This window comes from Arthrobacter ginkgonis, from assembly GCF_039540195.1.
Classification (GTDB): domain Bacteria; phylum Actinomycetota; class Actinomycetes; order Actinomycetales; family Micrococcaceae; genus Zafaria; species Zafaria ginkgonis.
In genome coordinates this window covers 34,307-50,923 of record NZ_BAABEO010000011.1, presented here as the reverse complement: position 1 = coordinate 50,923, position 16,617 = coordinate 34,307, and the positions used below count along the sequence as shown (strand labels likewise).

General features: G+C 70.5%; 12 protein-coding genes and 1 tRNA gene. 9 read left to right on the top strand and 4 right to left on the bottom strand.

Annotated features, from left to right (window positions below):
• Nucleotides 1-22: 22 nt before the first annotated feature.
• From ABD912_RS08705 to ABD912_RS08675, 7 genes are all read left to right on the top strand, one after another.
• Nucleotides 23-1,291: an MFS transporter gene (locus tag ABD912_RS08705; protein ID WP_345150088.1), complete on the top strand. Its 1,269-nt coding sequence runs from the start codon at nucleotides 23-25 to the stop codon at nucleotides 1,289-1,291.
• A gap of 176 nt (nucleotides 1,292-1,467) precedes the next feature.
• Nucleotides 1,468-1,540 (top strand) — tRNA-Ala (locus ABD912_RS08700).
• Between the two features lie 249 nt (nucleotides 1,541-1,789).
• On the top strand, nucleotides 1,790-3,664 hold the full coding sequence (locus ABD912_RS08695) for a DUF4012 domain-containing protein (RefSeq protein WP_345150086.1): 1,875 nt from the start codon (nucleotides 1,790-1,792) through the stop codon (nucleotides 3,662-3,664).
• Between the two features lie 166 nt (nucleotides 3,665-3,830).
• A complete protein-coding gene (locus ABD912_RS08690; protein ID WP_345150085.1) occupies nucleotides 3,831-4,499 on the top strand; it encodes an LPXTG cell wall anchor domain-containing protein in 669 nt (222 codons plus the stop codon).
• Nucleotides 4,500-4,732: 233 nt separating this feature from the next.
• On the top strand, nucleotides 4,733-4,897 hold the full coding sequence (locus ABD912_RS08685) for a hypothetical protein (protein ID WP_345150083.1): 165 nt from the start codon (nucleotides 4,733-4,735) through the stop codon (nucleotides 4,895-4,897).
• A 225-nt stretch (nucleotides 4,898-5,122) separates the two neighbouring features.
• Entirely contained in the window at nucleotides 5,123-5,815 is a 693-nt protein-coding gene (locus tag ABD912_RS08680) for an immunoglobulin domain-containing protein (RefSeq protein WP_345150082.1), read from the top strand.
• Between the two features lie 173 nt (nucleotides 5,816-5,988).
• Entirely contained in the window at nucleotides 5,989-6,492 is a 504-nt protein-coding gene (locus ABD912_RS08675) for a flavodoxin family protein (protein ID WP_345150081.1), read from the top strand.
• Between the two features lie 10 nt (nucleotides 6,493-6,502).
• On the opposite strand, the gene ABD912_RS08670 is transcribed toward ABD912_RS08675, so the two are convergent.
• The 4 genes from ABD912_RS08670 to ABD912_RS08655 form a co-directional block, all read right to left on the bottom strand.
• Nucleotides 6,503-6,916 carry a hypothetical protein gene (locus tag ABD912_RS08670; protein ID WP_345150080.1) on the bottom strand — a complete coding sequence of 138 codons (414 nt, stop codon included), beginning with the start codon at nucleotides 6,914-6,916 and terminating at the stop codon, nucleotides 6,503-6,505.
• 366 nt (nucleotides 6,917-7,282) lie between these two features.
• Nucleotides 7,283-8,281 carry an SH3 domain-containing protein gene (locus ABD912_RS08665; RefSeq protein WP_345150078.1) on the bottom strand — a complete coding sequence of 333 codons (999 nt, stop codon included), beginning with the start codon at nucleotides 8,279-8,281 and terminating at the stop codon, nucleotides 7,283-7,285.
• 293 nt (nucleotides 8,282-8,574) lie between these two features.
• Nucleotides 8,575-10,143 (bottom strand): S10 family peptidase, encoded by a 1,569-nt coding sequence (locus ABD912_RS08660; RefSeq protein ID WP_345150076.1) that lies wholly within the window; start codon nucleotides 10,141-10,143, stop codon nucleotides 8,575-8,577.
• A gap of 267 nt (nucleotides 10,144-10,410) precedes the next feature.
• Nucleotides 10,411-10,650, bottom strand: coding sequence for a hypothetical protein (locus ABD912_RS08655; RefSeq protein WP_345150074.1), 240 nt, complete (start codon nucleotides 10,648-10,650; stop codon nucleotides 10,411-10,413).
• A gap of 264 nt (nucleotides 10,651-10,914) precedes the next feature.
• Here ABD912_RS08655 and ABD912_RS08650 point away from each other — a divergent pair, with 264 nt between their 5' ends.
• Together ABD912_RS08650 and ABD912_RS08645 are read left to right on the top strand one after the other, a co-directional pair.
• Entirely contained in the window at nucleotides 10,915-14,610 is a 3,696-nt protein-coding gene (locus ABD912_RS08650) for a bifunctional proline dehydrogenase/L-glutamate gamma-semialdehyde dehydrogenase (RefSeq protein ID WP_345150072.1), read from the top strand.
• Between the two features lie 45 nt (nucleotides 14,611-14,655).
• The gene (locus ABD912_RS08645) at nucleotides 14,656-16,599 is read left to right on the top strand and encodes a glycoside hydrolase family 15 protein (protein WP_345150070.1); all 1,944 of its coding nucleotides are present in this window, start codon (nucleotides 14,656-14,658) and stop codon (nucleotides 16,597-16,599) included.
• Nucleotides 16,600-16,617 lie beyond the last annotated feature (18 nt).

Here is a 16,617-nt window from a genome sequence, read left to right as displayed (position 1 = left end):
GGCCGCCCCAGAGGAACCCGCCATGAACGCACCAGAACCCGTCACCGCCGCATCCGAATCCTCCACCGCCGCGCTGGAGGGGCGCGCCCACCCGGCCCCCGCGACGCAAGTCCGCTCCACCCGCCTGCAGGGCAGGGCCCTGCTGCTGGCCGTCGTCGCGCTGGCCCTGGGCGGGTTCGGCATCGGCACCACGGAGTTCTCCATCATGGGCCTGCTCCAGGAAGGGGCCGCCGACCTGGGCGTGTCCAATCCGGACATGGGCTACCTGATCTCCGCCTACGCGCTGGGCGTGGTGGTGGGCGCGCCCCTGCTGACCGTGCTCGGGGCGCGGGTGCCGCACAAGACGATGGTGCTGTGGCTGACGGTGCTGTTCACGATCGCGAACTTCTCCTCCGTGCTGGCCCCCACCTACGAATGGATGCTGGTCACCCGGTTCGTCTCCGGGCTGCCGCACGGGGCGTACTTCGGCCTCGCCGCGATCCTGGCCGGCACCCTGGTGCCCGCGGGCATGCGCGGACGGGCGATCGCCTGGGTGATCATGGGGCTGAACGTGGCCAACGTGCTCGGCGTGCCGGCCGTGACCTGGCTGGGGCAGCTGTTCGGCTGGCGCTGGATGTTCGTCGCCGTCGCGCTGACCGGCGTGCTGACCTGGGTGGGAATCAAGGTCTTCGTCCCGTTCAACCCCGCCCACGCCGAGGCCAGCATCCGGCGCGAGCTCTCCGCCCTGCGCCGCGGCCAGGTCTGGCTGGCGATGGCGACCGGCATCGTGGGCTTCGGTGGGTTCTTCGCCGTCTATTCCTACATCAGCCCCATCCTCACCGACGTGACCGGCCTGCCGATCGGCGCCGTGCCCCTGGTGCTGGCCGTGTATGGGCTGGGCATGGTGATCGGCGGCATGTTCGGCGGCCGGCTCGCCGACGTGTCCGTGGTCGGCACGATCGTTGGGGCGCTGGCCGGGATCGTGGTGCTCCAGGTGGTGTTCGGGTTCCTGTCCCCGCTGGCGGTGCCCGCCGTGGCGCTGGTGTTCCTGCTGGGCGGTGCCGGTTCCATCCTGGTGCCCTCCCTGCAGGCGCTGCTGATGGACTCCGCGCCGAAGGCCCAGTCGCTGGCCGCGTCCCTGAACCACTCGGCCCTGAACATCGCCAACGCGCTGGGCGCCGCGCTCGGCGCCGCCGTCATCACCGCCGGGCTGGGCTACCAGGCCCCGCCGTTCCTCGGGGCGGGGCTTGCCGCGCTGGGCCTGGGGCTGGCACTGCTGACCGGGTGGCGGTCCCGCCGGCTGTCCGCCTGACAAAGGGAGGAGAGCCGGCCGAGTCCTCGGGAAGCCGCCCCGGACCGGCCCGAAACGGGGCCCGGAGCGGACCCGGAATCGGGACCGCAGGGCCCGATTGGCGTTCCGCGCCGTTCATCGTGTAGAGTCTTAACTCGGTTCGGCGGACGGAAACGAACGGCCGGAACCACCTCCTCGGGGGTATGGCGCAGTTGGTAGCGCGTCTGCATGGCATGCAGAAGGTCAGGGGTTCGAATCCCCTTACCTCCACCGAAAGGGCCCGTTTTCCAGTCTCAGGACCGGAAAACGGGCCCTGTTGTTTTTGGCCCGCGGACGATTCCCGGGCAGGTCCAACAGGGGCAAGTCCACCAGGAGGCCCGCTGGCCCCGGCGCCGGGCGACCCCCGGCTGACCGGGCCGGATGACGGGGTGTCCGCTGCGTCGTGGCGGTCCGCGGCCCAAGGTGTGGGTAGCATGGACAGGCTGTCCCCGCCCGGCCCGACTCACCAAAGGACACCCGTTGCTCAGCACCCCAGCACCTTCTTCCTCCGGGAGCGGCCGGAAGAAACGCCGCAGCCGCCGGTCGCGGCAGGCCCGCCGGCAGAGAATCCTGCGCATCGCCCTTCCCATCGCGGGTGTCCTGGTCCTCCTGGGGGCCGGTGGCGCCTGGATTGGCTATTCCGCCCTGCAGGTCAAGGGCGACCTGGAAGCAGGCGTGGTCCTCATCCCGGAGCTCAAGGAGCACCTTCTGGCCGGCGACAGCGAGGGCGTCCAATCCAGCTTCGCCAAGCTGCAGCAGCACACCTCGGCGGCGGCCAGCGAAAGCGACGGGCCGCTGTGGCGGGCAGCCGCCATGCTGCCGTGGGCAGGGGCGAACTTTTCCGCCGTCGCCGACGTCGCGGCGTCCGTGGACAAGGTGGTGGGCAGTGCCGCCCCGCTGTTGACGGAGGTGGACATCGACAGCCTGGGCGGACTGGCCCCCAAGGACGGCCGGATGGACATCGCGGCCCTGCAGGAGATGGCCCCCGCCCTCAAGAAGCTCTCCCGTTCCGTGGATTCCTCCTACACCCGGGTGGAGCGCATCGACGAGACCAGGCTCCTTCCGCAGCTGACCGGTCCCGTGGCCCAGGCCTCTGAGATGTTTGGGGAGCTGCGCGGCCCGCTGGAGGCGGCCGCCGCCGCCGCCGAGATCCTGCCGCCGATGCTGGGGGCCGAGGACAAGCGCAACTACCTGCTTCTGATCCAGAACAGCGCCGAGGTGCGGGCAACCGGCGGCATCCCCGGTGCACTGGCCGTCATTCAGGCCAACGACGGCGCCATCAAGCTGGGGGAACAGGGCAGCGCGGTCAAGCTGGGCGTGTTCGATCCCGCCGTGAAGGCCGACGCGGAGCAGGAGCTGATCTACTCGGCCCGGCTCGGCACCTACATGCAGGACGTCAACCTGACGCCGGACTTCCCGACGGCGGCGACCCTCGCCAAAACCATGTGGGAAAAGAAGCACGGCGGCGCGGACATCGACGGCGTCGTGGCACTGGACGCGGTGGTCCTCTCCCACCTGCTGGAGGCGACCGGCCCGATCAGCCTGTCCTCTTCCGCGGAGCTGCCGGCCCTGACCGGGAACCTGCCGACCAAGCTGACCAGCGACAACGTGGTCAAGACGCTGCTTTCCACGGTCTACGCGGAAATCCCGGACCCGGCCCTCCAGGACGCGTACTTCGCCGCCGTCGCGGGCCAGGTGTTCGCCGCACTCACCGAGGGCGGGGTGGACGGCCAGAAGGTGGTCGAGGCGCTGCAGCAAAGCACCGCGGAAAACAGGCTGCTCATTTGGTCCGCGCAGGAGGAAGAACAAAACCTCCTCGCCGGGACACCGCTCGCCGGCGCGGTCTCCGGTCCCTCCGCGGAGGCCGGGGTCGGCGTCTACTTCAATGACGGCACCGGCGCCAAGATGGACTACTACGTCAAGCGGACGGCCCAGGTGCAGCGCCGCTGCGCGGCGGACGGAACGCCCGTGGACACCGTGGAAGTGACGCTGTCCAACACGGCTCCCCGCAATGCGGCGCAGGCCCTGCCCGCCTACGTGACCGGCGGCGGCGTCTACGGCGTCAAGGAAGGTAACGTCAAGACCAACGTGGTCATCTATGGACCGGCCGAGGCCTTGGTCAAGGGGGCCAGCCTCGACGGGGAGGACGCTCCGGTCGGTTCGCACTTCCACGGCAAACGCCCCGTCGCTTCGCGGACTGTCAACCTGGCGCCGGGGGAGTCAACGACGGTGGCGGTGGAGTTCGTGAACTCGACGCGCGCCGTGCCGTCCCTGCAGGTCACTCCCACAATCCAGCCAATGACTAAAGTTGTTAAGTCTTCTACAGTTGATGACAGTTGCGTAACGCAAGATTAACTCTTGTCGCATTCACGCACACTGAATTGTTTGGATCGATGGTTTGTTGCTAGGTTCAATTTCAGAACCAAACACACTGTTTGCAAACGTTGTTAAGACACGCGGGATCGACATTCGCACCACCGGATCCTGTGCAGCCTTGCACCTACCATATGGGGGATACCACATGAAGAAGACTATGGCCGTTGTTGCCCTGGCCGGTTCGCTGACCTTCCTTGGAGCAGGCGCCGCAACTGCCGCTCCCGAATACCCGGGCGGAGACGTTACGATCACGGTTCCGTCCGGCAGCGTGAACCCGGGCGAGTCGGTATCGGTTTCCGGTAGCGGCTACGACCGCTTCGAGACCGTCACCATCAAGGTCTTCCGCGGCGACCGCCTGATCGACACCTTCGAGGTCACTGCCGACGCCGACGGCAACTTCAACTACGAAGTGCCGCTGGGCTACCGCTCCGGCACCTACACCATCCTCGCCGTTGGCGACCAGTCCGGCGTGAGCAGCTCCGTGCAGGTCTCCGTTGCCGACGACGACGACGACGATGACGACTCCGATGACAACGGATCCGATGGCGACGACAACGACGACAACGGTTCCGATGACAACGGTTCCGATGACAACGGATCCGACGACGACAACGACTCCGACGATGAGGGCAACGGCGCCGGCAACGGTAACGGCACCGGCACCGGCACCGGTGTCGGCACCACCGCGGGCGGCCCGGCCTCCCTGGCCAACACCGGCCTGGACTCCGGCGCCCTGATGCTGGGCGGCGCTGGCGTGCTGCTGCTCGGTGCCGGCGCCACCGCCGTCGTGGTTTCCCGCCGCAAGAACGCCTAACTATCCTGGCCGGCCGGCCCGGATCCGGGCCGACAACCGCCGGATAGCGGCGCAGTACAACTAAAGGCGCAGTGCAACTAGCTGCGCAGCACAACGACTCAGGGCCACCCCGCGCGGGGTGGCCCTGAGTCGTTCCGCGGGGCTACCGTGGGTCCACCCGAGCCGAGAATGAAACGGACCTCGGCAAGCCCTCCATCTCCCCGGTGCCCCGGGACACGGGAGCGGACCTCTACGTGAGCGGCGCGCCCGCGCACGGTTTCTCCGCCACGCCGGCGATCCGCAAGGCCGTGGCGCAGATGCCCTTCCTGGACGGCAAGCGGGTGGTCCTGATCGCCACCGAGTTCTTCAAGACGCCGCGCGCCGTGCCGCAATTGCGGGTCACTCGACAGCCAGGGTAATTACAAAAACTGTTAAATTCGCTACAATGGGTGACAACTGCATAACGCAGGGTTGGCTCGTGTCGCATTCGGACGTCCCGGATTGTTGGAGTCAAGGGTTCATTGCTAGGTTCATTTCCAAAATCGAACAAACTGTTTGCAAAAGATGTGAAGCGGCGCGGGGTCGACGAGAGTCGCACACCGGATCCAGCGCCGCCACAGGGCCTTACCTACGGGGGATATCACATGAAGAAGACTTTGACCGCAGTTGCCCTTGCCGGTTCGCTGACTTTCCTGGGGGCGGGCGCCGCGCACGCCGCGCCGTTGCCGTACCCGGGCGAAGAGGTTTCGATCACGGTACCCTCGGGCACCGTGGAGTCGGGCGAGTCGGTGAGGGTTTCGGGCACCGGCTTCACGGCCTTCGAAACCGTCACCATTACGGTCTTCCGCGGAGACCGCGAGCTTAAGAACCTGAAGGTGAAGGTGAAGGCCGACGCCGACGGCAACTTCACCATCAAGGTGAAGCTGGGTCACCGTGAAGGCACCTACACCATCGCCGCCCATGGCAAGCGGTCCGGCGTGTCCGGCTCCGTCCAGATCTCCGTTGTCGACGACGATGATGACGGCAACGGCAACGGCAACGGCAACGGCAACGGCAACGGGAACGGGAACGGCAACGGGAACGGCAACGGGAACGGCAACGGGAACGGGAACGGGAACGGAAAAGGCAACGGCTTCGGAAGCGGAAACAGCTTCAGCGCCAGCACCATCAGCACCAGCACCATCAGCGGCAGCGGCAGCGGCACCACCGCCGGCGGCCCGGCCTCCTTGTCCAACACCGGCCTGGACTCCGGCGCCCTGATGCTGGGCGGCGCCGGCGTGCTGCTGCTCGGTGCCGGCGCTACCGCCGTCGTGGGTTCCCGTCGCAAGAACGCCTAACCATCGCCGACGAGGGATCCGGGCCGGCAACCGCCGGATAGCGGCGCAGTACAACTAAAGGCGCAGTGCAACTAACTGCGCAGCACAACGGCTTAGGGCCATCCCGCACGGGGGTGGCCCTGAGTCGTTCCGCGGGGCTACCGTGGGTCCACCCCGAGCGGAACGGAGCTCCCATGAGCGTCGAGATCCTGGTGCATTCCCAGACCGGTCACTGCTTCTCCGTGGCCGAAACCCTGGCAGGCCTGGCCCGCGCCGCCGGCCACCGGACCTCGCTGACCCGGATCACCCCGAGCGACGAGAAGGAGACGGACCTCGGCAAGCTCTCCATCACCCCGGTGCCGCAGGACGCGGGAGCGGACCTCTACGTGATCGGCGCCCCCGTCCATGGTTTCTCCGCCACGCCGGCGATCCGCAAGGCCGTGGCGCAGATGCCCTTCCTGGACGGCAAACGGGTGGTCCTGTTCACCACCGAATGGTTTCCCCTCGACTGGATGGGCGGCACCCACACCCTCAAGCAGCTCGAGCAGGCCGTCGCCGAGCAGGGCGGCCAGGTGGTCGCGACCCGCGTCATCCACTGGGAGCGCAAGGACCGCGGGGAGCAGATCGAGGCGTTCTCCCGGGACTTCTCCCAACTGCTTCAGGGCGACGCAGGCGGCGAACCCGAAGTCGCGGGCTGAAAACCCGCGGTCACCGGCCGATCCGGCGCCGGTAGCCGGAACGGCCGACCCACTCCGCCACTGACCGCAGCAGGGCCGTGTCCTGGACGTCGCCTTCCGGCGGCAGCCAGAAGAAGGCGATGCGGTCGCGTCCGACGGAGCGGAAAATCCGGTGCACATGGGCGGCACGGCCCGGTTCCGTCACGGCAACGACGGCGGTGGGGCGGGTGCCGCACACGTCCAGGACCAGCGCGGCCCCGTGCATTCGGCCGAACAGGACCGGGCTGAGCAGCACCAGCGCCTCGTAGAAGACGACGTCGTTGGACGCGGCCGCGCGCACCGGCACCAGGTCCGCGGTGTTTCCGTCGGCGCGCAGACGTTCGGCCAGCAGGGCTGCCCAGCGTCCGGTGGTGGGAGGGTGGTAGACGATCGCGGTGCTGACCATCGCTGGCCTCCTTGGGGCGGCGGCGGGGCCGAAAAGCCGCCCAGGACGAAAGCGCAGGGCGCAGGCCGCCGGCCCGGGTGCGGCCTGCCTCCTTACATCGTAGGTCCGCCGGGACCCGCCGAGGCCGGGTGCCGCCGATGTCAGGTGCGGGCAATGTCGGATGCGGCCGATATCGAATGCGGACGATGGCGGATCCGGCGTTTTGGCCAACGCTTGCTGTCCCCGCCTTGCGTTTCGCCGAAGGTAGATGCCGGATTTGGGGCTAAACCCGGCATCTACCTTCGGCGAAACGAGCGGTGGAGACGGCAAGCTTGGGTGAAACGTACAGCGGGGGAGCGACAGGGCTAGACAGGGGCGAAGGCCCCGTCAGCAGGGCAGCGAGGACGGCAGGTACCGCGGGGCGGAACTGATGGGGCCGGTGTTGTCCGATCCCCGGTAGGCCCGGCACAGTTTCAGTCCGCGCTTGCCCAGCCCGGCCTTGATCTGGCGGATCGAGTCCGGGCTGAACCCGTACCACTGCATGTGCATCAGCACCGTAGATCCGGCGGAGGCCCGGTTGATGGCCCGGGAGACGGTCAGGGCCTTGTTCTTGACCTTCCAGTCCTCGGTGTCCACGTTCCAGGTCCAGATGTTCATCCCGGCGGTGGCGTAGGCGCACTCGACGCTGCCGTCCAGGGCCCCGTAGGGCGGGCGGCCGTAGTTGCTGAGCACTCCGGACCCCTGCAGCTGCTTGGCCCCGGCGGCGCAGCTCAACGGACGCAGGTCCACGTGGCTGACGGAGTGGTTGATGACCCACTGTCCCTTGGCCCGGGCCCGGGCGGCGATGTTCACCCCGTACTTGCTCCGGAACGAGGAGATGCAGGCGCCGGTCGGTGCGAGGACCAGGCCGATGTTGTTCGCGTACGCGTACTTCAGCACGGCATCGAACGCGGTCAGGGTCTTTGGGCAGTCGTCGAAGGTCAGGACGACGCGGGAGGATTTGTTGGGTCCCTTGTCCCGGTACGTCAGGCCGCGGGAAATGTACCCCAAGGCGTTGGTCGTGGCCTTCGTGGACAGGGTCAGGTACGCACTGCTGACCCACCCGGTCCTGGTCCCGACGGTGACCTTCCACCAGCCGTTGGACTTCTTGGACACCAGCTTCACCCGTGTGCCCTTGGGCAGCGTGTTGATGACCTTGTACTTCGTCCCGGCGCCGGTGCGCAACCGCAGGTTGGCCGTGGTGATGCCGGTGATCGCCTTGGCCGCGGCCGGCACGATCGCGGGACCGGCCGCCTCGCCCGCGAGAACGGCGGCGTCCGCGGCGCCCGGCGGAGCGGCCGTGGCCGGGGCGGCGAGGGCCGCGGTGGCCAGCAGGAGCAGGGTCATCCCCCGGGCCACAGCCGCCACAGGCCGGATGAAAAACAGACGTGCGGACGGATTCGTGCGTTCCATAGCGTCCCCCTGCGCTTGGACCCCGCCGTCGGTGCGACCGGTGGAGTCAGATCAGAATGGAGCCGATGCCCTGCGCCGTCAAGGCTTGCTCCGCACCCTTGGGCCGGCCCCCGCGGCCGCCACGGCGATCACTGCAGGTCAGCCGCCAAGACGGCCCAGGAATCCAGCCAGGCCGGAGGGCAGCGCCGCACCGCCCACGCGGCGCGGCACTGCCCTCCGGCCGGCCACTACCCGGCGGCCGGTGGCGTGGCTCCGACCAGCGCGGTCAGCGCCTCCAGCTGCGCGGAGCGGCACTGCGGCTTCAGGTACATCATGTGTCCGGCCTCGTGGTATTGGTGGGTGAAGCGGGCCTGCGACTGGGCGGTCAGGTTCATGTGCGCCCACACGTATTCGGCCGCGTAGTGCGGGGTGGCCCCGTCGTGGTAGCCGTAGTCCACGTGAACGCGCAGCTCCGGCAGGTCCACCAGCAGCCGTTCCAGGTCCTGCGTCACGTCCACCGGGGCGCCTTCGAACGTGCGGTAGCTCCACGGCTGGACCCGTCCGGTGAGGACCTCGTAGGGGAGGTCGGACGCGTAGCCCAGCTCGGCGCGCACGTAGTGGTTGATGGCCGCGGAGTAGGGGCCGGCGATGGCGCGCAGCGACGGGTCGTCCCACGTGTGGGACTCCTGCAGCCGCGGCGGCTGTCCGGCGAAGCGCCCGTCGATCCGACCCACCATCAGGCCCTTCTCGCGGAGCAGTTCGGTGGCGAACTCCATGTACTCCCAGCGCAGGTTGGTGCGCCGGATGAACGCCTCGGACAGCGTGGTCAGCTCGGCCAGGTGCTTGACGACGGCGTCGTACTTGCGCTTGGAGAGCCGGTTGCCCAGGTGCAGGGCCACCACGAAGTCCCCGGAGGCGTAGTCCTCGGCGTCGCGGACCACGTCCTCAAGCCGGCGGTTGCCGTGCCGGCCGTGGTAGTGCGCGATCGCCGCATAGGTCGGCAGGTGCAGCGCGTAGGGGGTGTCGTTGCCCGGCCGGAAGTCCAGGGTGGACAGGTTCAGCACCGGGCTGATCAGGCCGAGGCCGTTCACGGCCAGCCCGTGCGACTCGAACAGGCGGCGCGCCACGGCGACGGCGCGCAGCGTCCCGTAGCTTTCGCCGACCAGGTACTTGGGGGAGAGCCAGCGGTTGTTGCGGGTGACCCAGAGCCGGATGACCTCGGCCACGAGGTCCCGGTCCTCGATGAAGGCGTGGAACTCGTCCGCCGGCCCGCCGTGCACCACCCGGGAGAACCCGGTGTTGACCGGGTCGATCATCACCAGGTCGGCGTGCTCCAGCAGCGATTCGGGGTTGTCGACGATCCCGTAAGGGGCCGGGACCATGGCGCCGACGTCGCCCGAATCGACCAGCCGCGGCCCCAAAAGGCCCATGTGCAGCCAGACGCTGGCCGACCCTGGCCCGCCGTTGAAGGCGAACACCACCGGCCGGCGGTTCGGCTCCGGCGGGACGGCCTTCTTCTGCGCCCGGGAGCGGCCGTCGGCGCGGGCGGGGGCGCCGGCGTCGTCCGCGGTGTAGGCGACCAGGAAGATCTCAGCCTTCGGCAGGAATCCGTGGGCGCGGCCGTCCCGGATTTCCTCGCGGCGCAGCACCAGCCGGCCGGTGGTGGTCGTGTAGCGGAGCCCGGAGGGGGCGGTGTGGCGGCGGACGGTGAAGTCGTCGGTCGCCTCGGTGGTGCCGGGGGACGACGCCGGGAGGGAGCCGGTGCCGTTGGGCGGGGTTGCGGGCATGGGTGATTCAGGGACGGTCTGATCGGACATGCACTAGAGGGTACCCGGGGCGGCTGGGTGCATGCTCGGACCCCCTGCCGCAGGGGCCGGGCCAAGATACGGCCGGGCCCCGGACCCGGGGGCAAAGACGGCGGCAGGCACCCCACCCCCGAAAGGTGCCTGCCGTCGCCGGTCTGGTGTGCGCGCTGCCGGTCCGCCCTCCGGGTGGATCGTCCGATTCGGGCACCGTGGGTGCCAGGCTCGATCCGGTGGATGGTCGATCCGGTGCGCGGCCGTGCGCGCGCTAGGTGTACTCGGCTAGGCGGCGTGGCCGATGCCGACGCCGAGGCCCAAGCGGATCCGGAACACCTCGTAGGCGCCGGCGTGGAGCATGACCCGGTTTCCCGTGGCGTCGTCGCGGATCCAGGAGACGCCCAGCCGCGGAGACGTCGCCTCGACGTGGCCACGGTAGTGGACATCGTTGAAGCGGCGGACCTCGACCCTGTCGCCCAGGCACAGGGTGCGCAGGTCGCTGACGCGGGAAGCCGTAAGGTTCATGGCCCATCCTTCGAGACGTTGGGGTGTCGCTGTTGCTGAAACAACCTTCTCGAACCCGTGTTTCTTGGTGATTACGCCGGAGTTAGGCCCGTGTGAGAATTCGCCCGCCGGCGTGAACACTGCGGGTCCAACACTTCGGGCCCAACACCGGGGGCCGGGGCCGGGTTCCCCGTGGGGCCGAAGCCGGGACATACTGGGAGCCGGATCCGCCCTGCCCGGCCGCACCGCCGGAACGCACTGCGGCGGCCGAGGAGGGGGCCGCCGGTGACCGCCCAGTCCACGCCTGTCCACCCGTTCCGCCCGCAGCAACTAGCCCAGGACGCGGTCCAGTTGGCCCGCCATTGGGTGGACCAGGCAGCCACCATTCCCGTCGACGCCTCCGCCGCCCGGCTGGCGGGGGTCCTCCGGGACCCGAAGGGGCTGGCGTTCACCGTGGGCTTCGTCGACGGCGTGGTGCGCCCGGAGGACCTCTCCGTCGCGGCCCGCAACCTGCGCGCGCTGGCTCCGGACGTGCCCGCGTTCCTGCCCTGGCACCTGCGCCGGGCCGTCGCCCTCGGCGGCCTGCTCGCGCCCGCCCTGCCAAGCCTCGTGGTGCCCGCGGCCCGCCGCGCGCTGCGCGGCATGGTGGGGCACCTGGTGGTCGACGCCACCGATGCCCGGCTGGGCGCCGGGCTGGCCCGCCTGCGGCGGGAGGGCATCCGGCTGAACGTGAACCTGCTCGGCGAGGCCATCCTGGGCGAGGCGGAGGCCGCCCGACGGCTGGAGGGCACCCGCCGCCTGCTGGCCCGGGACGACGTCGACTACGTCTCCATCAAGGTCTCCGCCACCGCCGCCCCGCACAACCGGTGGGCCTTCGACGAGGCCGTGGACACCCTCGCGGCCCGGCTGTTGCCGCTGTACCGGCTCGCCGCCGGGTCGGCGCGGCCCAAGTTCATCAACCTGGACATGGAGGAGTACAAGGACCTGGAGCTGACCTTGGCGGTCTTCGCCCGGCTGCTGGAACGCCCGGAACTGCACCGGCTCGAGGCCGGCATCGCCCTGCAGGCCTACCTGCCCGACGCCCTGTCCGTGATGGTCCGGCTGCAGGAATGGGCGGCCGTCCGCGTCGAGGCCGGCGGCGCGCCGATCAAGGTCCGGCTGGTTAAGGGCGCCAACCTGCCGATGGAAACGGTCGATGCCGAGCTGCATGGCTGGCCGCTGGCCACTTGGCACACCAAGCGCGAAACGGACACCAACTACAAGGCGGTCCTGGACTACGCGCTGGATCCGGTCCGCATCGCCAACGTGCGGCTCGGCGTGGCCGGGCACAACCTCTTCGACATCGCCCTGGCCTGGCTCTTGGCCAATGCGCGCGGCGCTGCCGAAGGCATCGAGTTCGAGATGCTCCTGGGCATGGCCGCGGCCCAGGCCGAGGCCGTCCGCCGCGAGGTCGGCTCGCTGCTGCTCTACACGCCGGTGGTGCATCCGGACGAGTTCGACGTCGCCATCGCCTATCTGGTCCGCCGCCTCGAGGAGGGCGCCAGCCGGGATAACTTCATGTCCGCCGTCTTCGGCCTGGGCTCCGACCCGGCCCTCTTCGACCGCGAAAAGGACCGTTTCCTCGCCTCCCTGGCCGCGCTCACCGACCGGGTGCCCGCTCCCCACCGCACCCAGGACCGCGACCGCGAGCACCACAGGTACGACGACGCCGCCGCCGAGGCGGCCAGCCGCGCCGCCCGCACTGGGCTGGAGGAGGCGCCGGCGGGATCGGGCCGCCGGACGGACTTCGTCAGCCCCGCGGCGTACTTCGCCAACACCCCGGACACCGACCCCGACCTGCCGGGCAACCTGGCCTGGGGCCGGGCGATCCTGCGCCGGGTCCCCACCTCCACGTTGGGCGCAGCCACGGCGTCCGCCGGCGTGGCCGGCACCGAGGAGGCCCTGGAGGCGGCGGTCTCGGCCGGCGTCGAACGCGGCACCGCCTGGGGAGCGCTTCCGGCCGCCGAGCGCGCCGCCGTGCTCCACCTGGCCGGGGACCGGCTGGAAGCCCACCGCGCCGACCTGCTGGAGGTCATGGCCGCCGAATGCGGCAAGACGCTGGACCAGGGGGACCCCGAGGTCTCCGAGGCGATCGACTTCGCCCACCACTACGCCGAACTGGCCCGCGAGCTGGAGACAGTGGACGGCGCCCGGTTCATCCCCGCGAAACTCACCGTCGTCGTCCCGCCGTGGAACTTCCCGGTGGCGATCCCCGCCGGGTCCACGCTGGCCGCGCTCGCCGCCGGATCCGCCGTCCTCCTCAAGCCCGCCACGCCGGCCCGGCGCACCGGAGCCGTCCTGGCCGAGGCGCTCTGGGAGGCGTTCGAGGAGGCCGGCGTGGACCGCGGCGTGCTCCAGTACATCCAGCTCGGCGACAGGGGGCTGGGCCGGCGGCTGGTGGCGCACCCCGCGGTGGACCGGGTCATCCTCACCGGCGGGCATGAGACCGCCGAACTGTTCCGCTCCTTCCGCCCGGACCTGCCGCTGCTGGGGGAGACCAGCGGGAAGAACGCGATCATCGTGACCCCGTCCGCGGACCTGGACCAGGCCGCCCGGGACGTGGCCGCGTCGGCGTTCGGGCACGCCGGGCAGAAGTGCTCGGCCGCGTCGCTGGTGGTGCTGGTCGGGTCGGTCGCCCGTTCCCGGCGCTTCCGCGACCAGTTGGTGGATGCGGTGGCGTCGCTGCCGGTCGGCTATCCGTGGGACCCGCGCACCCGCATGGGCCCGCTGATCGGCCCCGCGGAGGGCAAGCTGCTGCGCGGGCTGACCATCCTGGGCGAAGGCGAAAACTGGGTGCTGGAGCCGCGCCAGCTGGACGATTCCGGCAAGCTGTGGAGCCCGGGCATCCGGGCCGGCGTCCAGTCCGGCTCCGAGTTCCACCGCATCGAGTACTTCGGCCCGATCCTGGGGGTGATGGCGGCCTCGACGCTGGAGGAGGCGGTCGCCGCCGCCAACGGCACCGACTACGGACTGACCAGCGGGCTGCACTCGCTGGACCGGGACGAGGTGGCGTACTGGCTGGAGCACGTCCAGGCCGGCAACCTGTACGTGAACCGGGGGACCACCGGCGCGATCGTGCGCCGCCAGCCGTTCGGCGGCTGGAAGAAGTCCGCCGTGGGACCCGGGGCGAAGGCTGGAGGGCCGAACTACCTGGTGGCGCTGGGGTCCTGGGAGGACGCGCCCACGTCCGGCGGGGCCGCGGGCAGGAACGGAGAAGCGAGAGAGGACCGGCCGGCACCGTCCGGACCGGAACCCACCGGGCGGGCCGCTGCGCTGCATGCCGCCGCCCGGGCCTCCCTTGAGGGCGGGGCCGCCCGGCCTGTAGGGGCCTCCCGATCTGACGAGACCTCCCCATCTGAACAGACCGGGACCCTGTCCTCCGCCGACGTCGACTGGCTGGGGAGGGCCCTGGCCTCCGACGCGCTGGCCTGGGCCCGGCTCTTCGGCACCGGGCGCGACGTGTCGGGGCTGCGCGCCGAACGCAACGTGCTGCGCTACCGCCCCGTTCCGGTAACCGTCCGCTTCGGCTCAGCCACCTCCGGGCACGGCATCGCCGAACTGGTGCGCGTGTTGGCCGCCGGCCTCACCGCGGGGAGCAGCCTCGTGGCGAGCACCGCCGTCGTGCTCCCGGACCCCGTCAGCCACGCGCTGGCCGCCGCCGGGGTGCCGGTGCACGTAGAGGACGACGCCGCGTGGCTGGACCGGGCCGCCGCCCTGGCCGCGCGCAGCGGGCCCGAACCCGGGCTGCGCCTGCGCCTGATCGGCGCGGACCCGGCCGCCACCGCCCGTGCGGTGGGCGGCTCGCCCGACGTCGCGATCCACGGCGGCGCCGTGGTGTCCGCCGGCCGCGTGGAACTGCTGCCGTTCCTGCGCGAACAGGCGGTCTCCATCACCGCGCACCGCTTCGGCACCCCCAACGCGCTCGCCGACGGGCTGCTGTAGCCGGGCTCTCTTGCCTCGGGCCCTCGAATGCGATTGGCTCGGTGGATGGCTTCCCCGATCGAGGACTACGCGCTTCTCTCGGATCAACGGACCGCGGCCCTGGTCTCCAAGACGGGCAGCATCGACTGGTTGTGCCTGCCGCGGTTCGACTCGCCGTCGGCCTTCTCCGCCCTGCTGGGCACCGCCGACCACGGGCGCTGGCTGCTGGCCCCGGCGGGCGCCGTCGACGACGTGGACACGGCAGGCTCCGCCGCGCACGAGAGGCCCCGCGGGCTGGGCCACCACGGGGCTGAGCACCAAGGAACTGTGCGCCCAGGGACCGAGCACCACGGAATTGCGCGCCACGGGACTCCCGTGGTGGTGGAGCGGTCCTACGTCGACTCCACGTTCGTGCTGCGCACCCTGTGGCACGGGGCCGCGGGGGAGGTGCTGGTAACCGACTTCATGCCCGTCGAGGACCGCCGCGCCTCGCTGGTGCGGCGGGTGGAGGGCCTGGCCGGGAGCGTCCCGATGCACATGGACCTGCGCATCCGGTTCGGGTACGGGGCCGTGCTGCCATGGGTCCGCCGGCACGCGGAGGAGCGCGGGCTGCGCGCCATCGTGGCGGTGGCCGGCCCCGATGCGGTGGTGCTCCACGGCGACCGGCTGCCGCGGGTCTCGGACCGCATGCCGCAGCCGGTCAGCCACCGGCACCTGGTGGACTTCACGGTGGGTGCGGGCGAGGTCGTGGATTTCGAGCTGTGCTGGTTCCCGTCCCACCGCAAGGTGCCGGAGATGATCGACGTCGGCGCCAGCCTGCACCACACCACCACCTACTGGCAGAGGTGGGCCAGGGACATTCCCCGGCAGGAGTCCTACGACGCGATCGTGCGGCGCTCCCTGCTGGTGCTGTACGCCCTCACGGACGAGGCCACCGGCGGGATCGTCGCCGCACCCACCACCTCGCTGCCGGAGGAGTTCGGCGGCGAGCGCAACTGGGACTACCGCTTCTGCTGGCTGCGCGACGCTGCCCTGACGCTGGAGGCGATGATGACCCACGGCTACGAGAAGGAAGCCCAGCGGTGGCGCAACTGGCTGCTGCGGGCGGTGGCCGGGGACCCCGAGGACCTGCAGATCATGTACGGGGTCTCCGGCGAGCGCGAGCTCCCGGAGCGGGAACTGCCCCACCTGCCCGGGTACCTGGGGTCGCTGCCGGTGCGGATCGGCAACGGCGCGGTGGGCCAGTACCAGGGCGACGTGGTCGGCGAGGTCATGGTGGCGCTGGAGAAGCTGCGCAACATGGGCGGCGAGGAGGACCACTTCTCCTGGCCTCTGCAGACGGCCCTGCTGGGCTACGTCGAACGCCACCTGGACCGGATGGACCACGGGATCTGGGAGATGCGCGGGGACCCGCAGCACTTCACGCATTCGCGGGTGATGATGTGGGCGGCGTTCGACCGCGGCGTGCGGGCGGTGCGGGACCACGGGCTCGACGGCGACGCCGCCCGGTGGGCGCTGCTGCGCGACCGCCTGCGCGCGGAGATCCTCAAGCACGGCTTCAACGAGCAGGAGAACACCTTCACCCAGGCCTACGGCGGTACCGAGGTGGATGCCGCCCTGCTGGTGCTGCCCCAGGTGGGGTTCCTGGCCCACGACGACCCGAAGATGCTGGGCACCGTGGCGCGCCTGGAGCACGATCTGCTCAACGGAGACGGCCTGCTGCTGCGCTACCGCACCCAGGAGGGCATCGACGGGCTGCCGCCGGGGGAGCACCCCTTCCTGGCCTGCTCCTTCTGGCTGGCGGAGCAGTACGCGCGGTCCGGGAGGATCGGGGACGCGCGGACCCTGATGGACCGGCTGGTCGGCTACGCCAACGGGGTGGGGCTGATGGCCGAGGAATACGACGCGCGGGCCGGGAGGATGGCGGGGAACTTCCCGCAGGCCTTTTCCCATCTGGCGCTCATCCGTGCGGCGGACGCCATCAACGGCCACGCCCAGGGCGCGCTGTAGCGGCCCGGCGGCGGCACC

Excerpts from the sequence above, each read along its gene's own strand:
- ABD912_RS08705 (WP_345150088.1), top strand. The coding sequence starts at position 23 with ATGAACGCACCAGAACCCGTCACCGCCGCATCCGAATCCTCCACCGCC.
- ABD912_RS08690 (WP_345150085.1), top strand. The coding sequence starts at position 3,831 with ATGAAGAAGACTATGGCCGTTGTTGCCCTGGCCGGTTCGCTGACCTTC.
- ABD912_RS08680 (WP_345150082.1), top strand. The coding sequence starts at position 5,123 with ATGAAGAAGACTTTGACCGCAGTTGCCCTTGCCGGTTCGCTGACTTTC.
- ABD912_RS08675 (WP_345150081.1), top strand. The coding sequence starts at position 5,989 with ATGAGCGTCGAGATCCTGGTGCATTCCCAGACCGGTCACTGCTTCTCC.
- ABD912_RS08670 (WP_345150080.1), bottom strand. The coding sequence starts at position 6,916 with ATGGTCAGCACCGCGATCGTCTACCACCCTCCCACCACCGGACGCTGG.
- ABD912_RS08665 (WP_345150078.1), bottom strand. The coding sequence starts at position 8,281 with ATGACCCTGCTCCTGCTGGCCACCGCGGCCCTCGCCGCCCCGGCCACG.
- ABD912_RS08660 (WP_345150076.1), bottom strand. The coding sequence starts at position 10,143 with ATGTCCGATCAGACCGTCCCTGAATCACCCATGCCCGCAACCCCGCCC.
- ABD912_RS08655 (WP_345150074.1), bottom strand. The coding sequence starts at position 10,650 with ATGAACCTTACGGCTTCCCGCGTCAGCGACCTGCGCACCCTGTGCCTG.
- ABD912_RS08645 (WP_345150070.1), top strand. The coding sequence starts at position 14,656 with ATGGCTTCCCCGATCGAGGACTACGCGCTTCTCTCGGATCAACGGACC.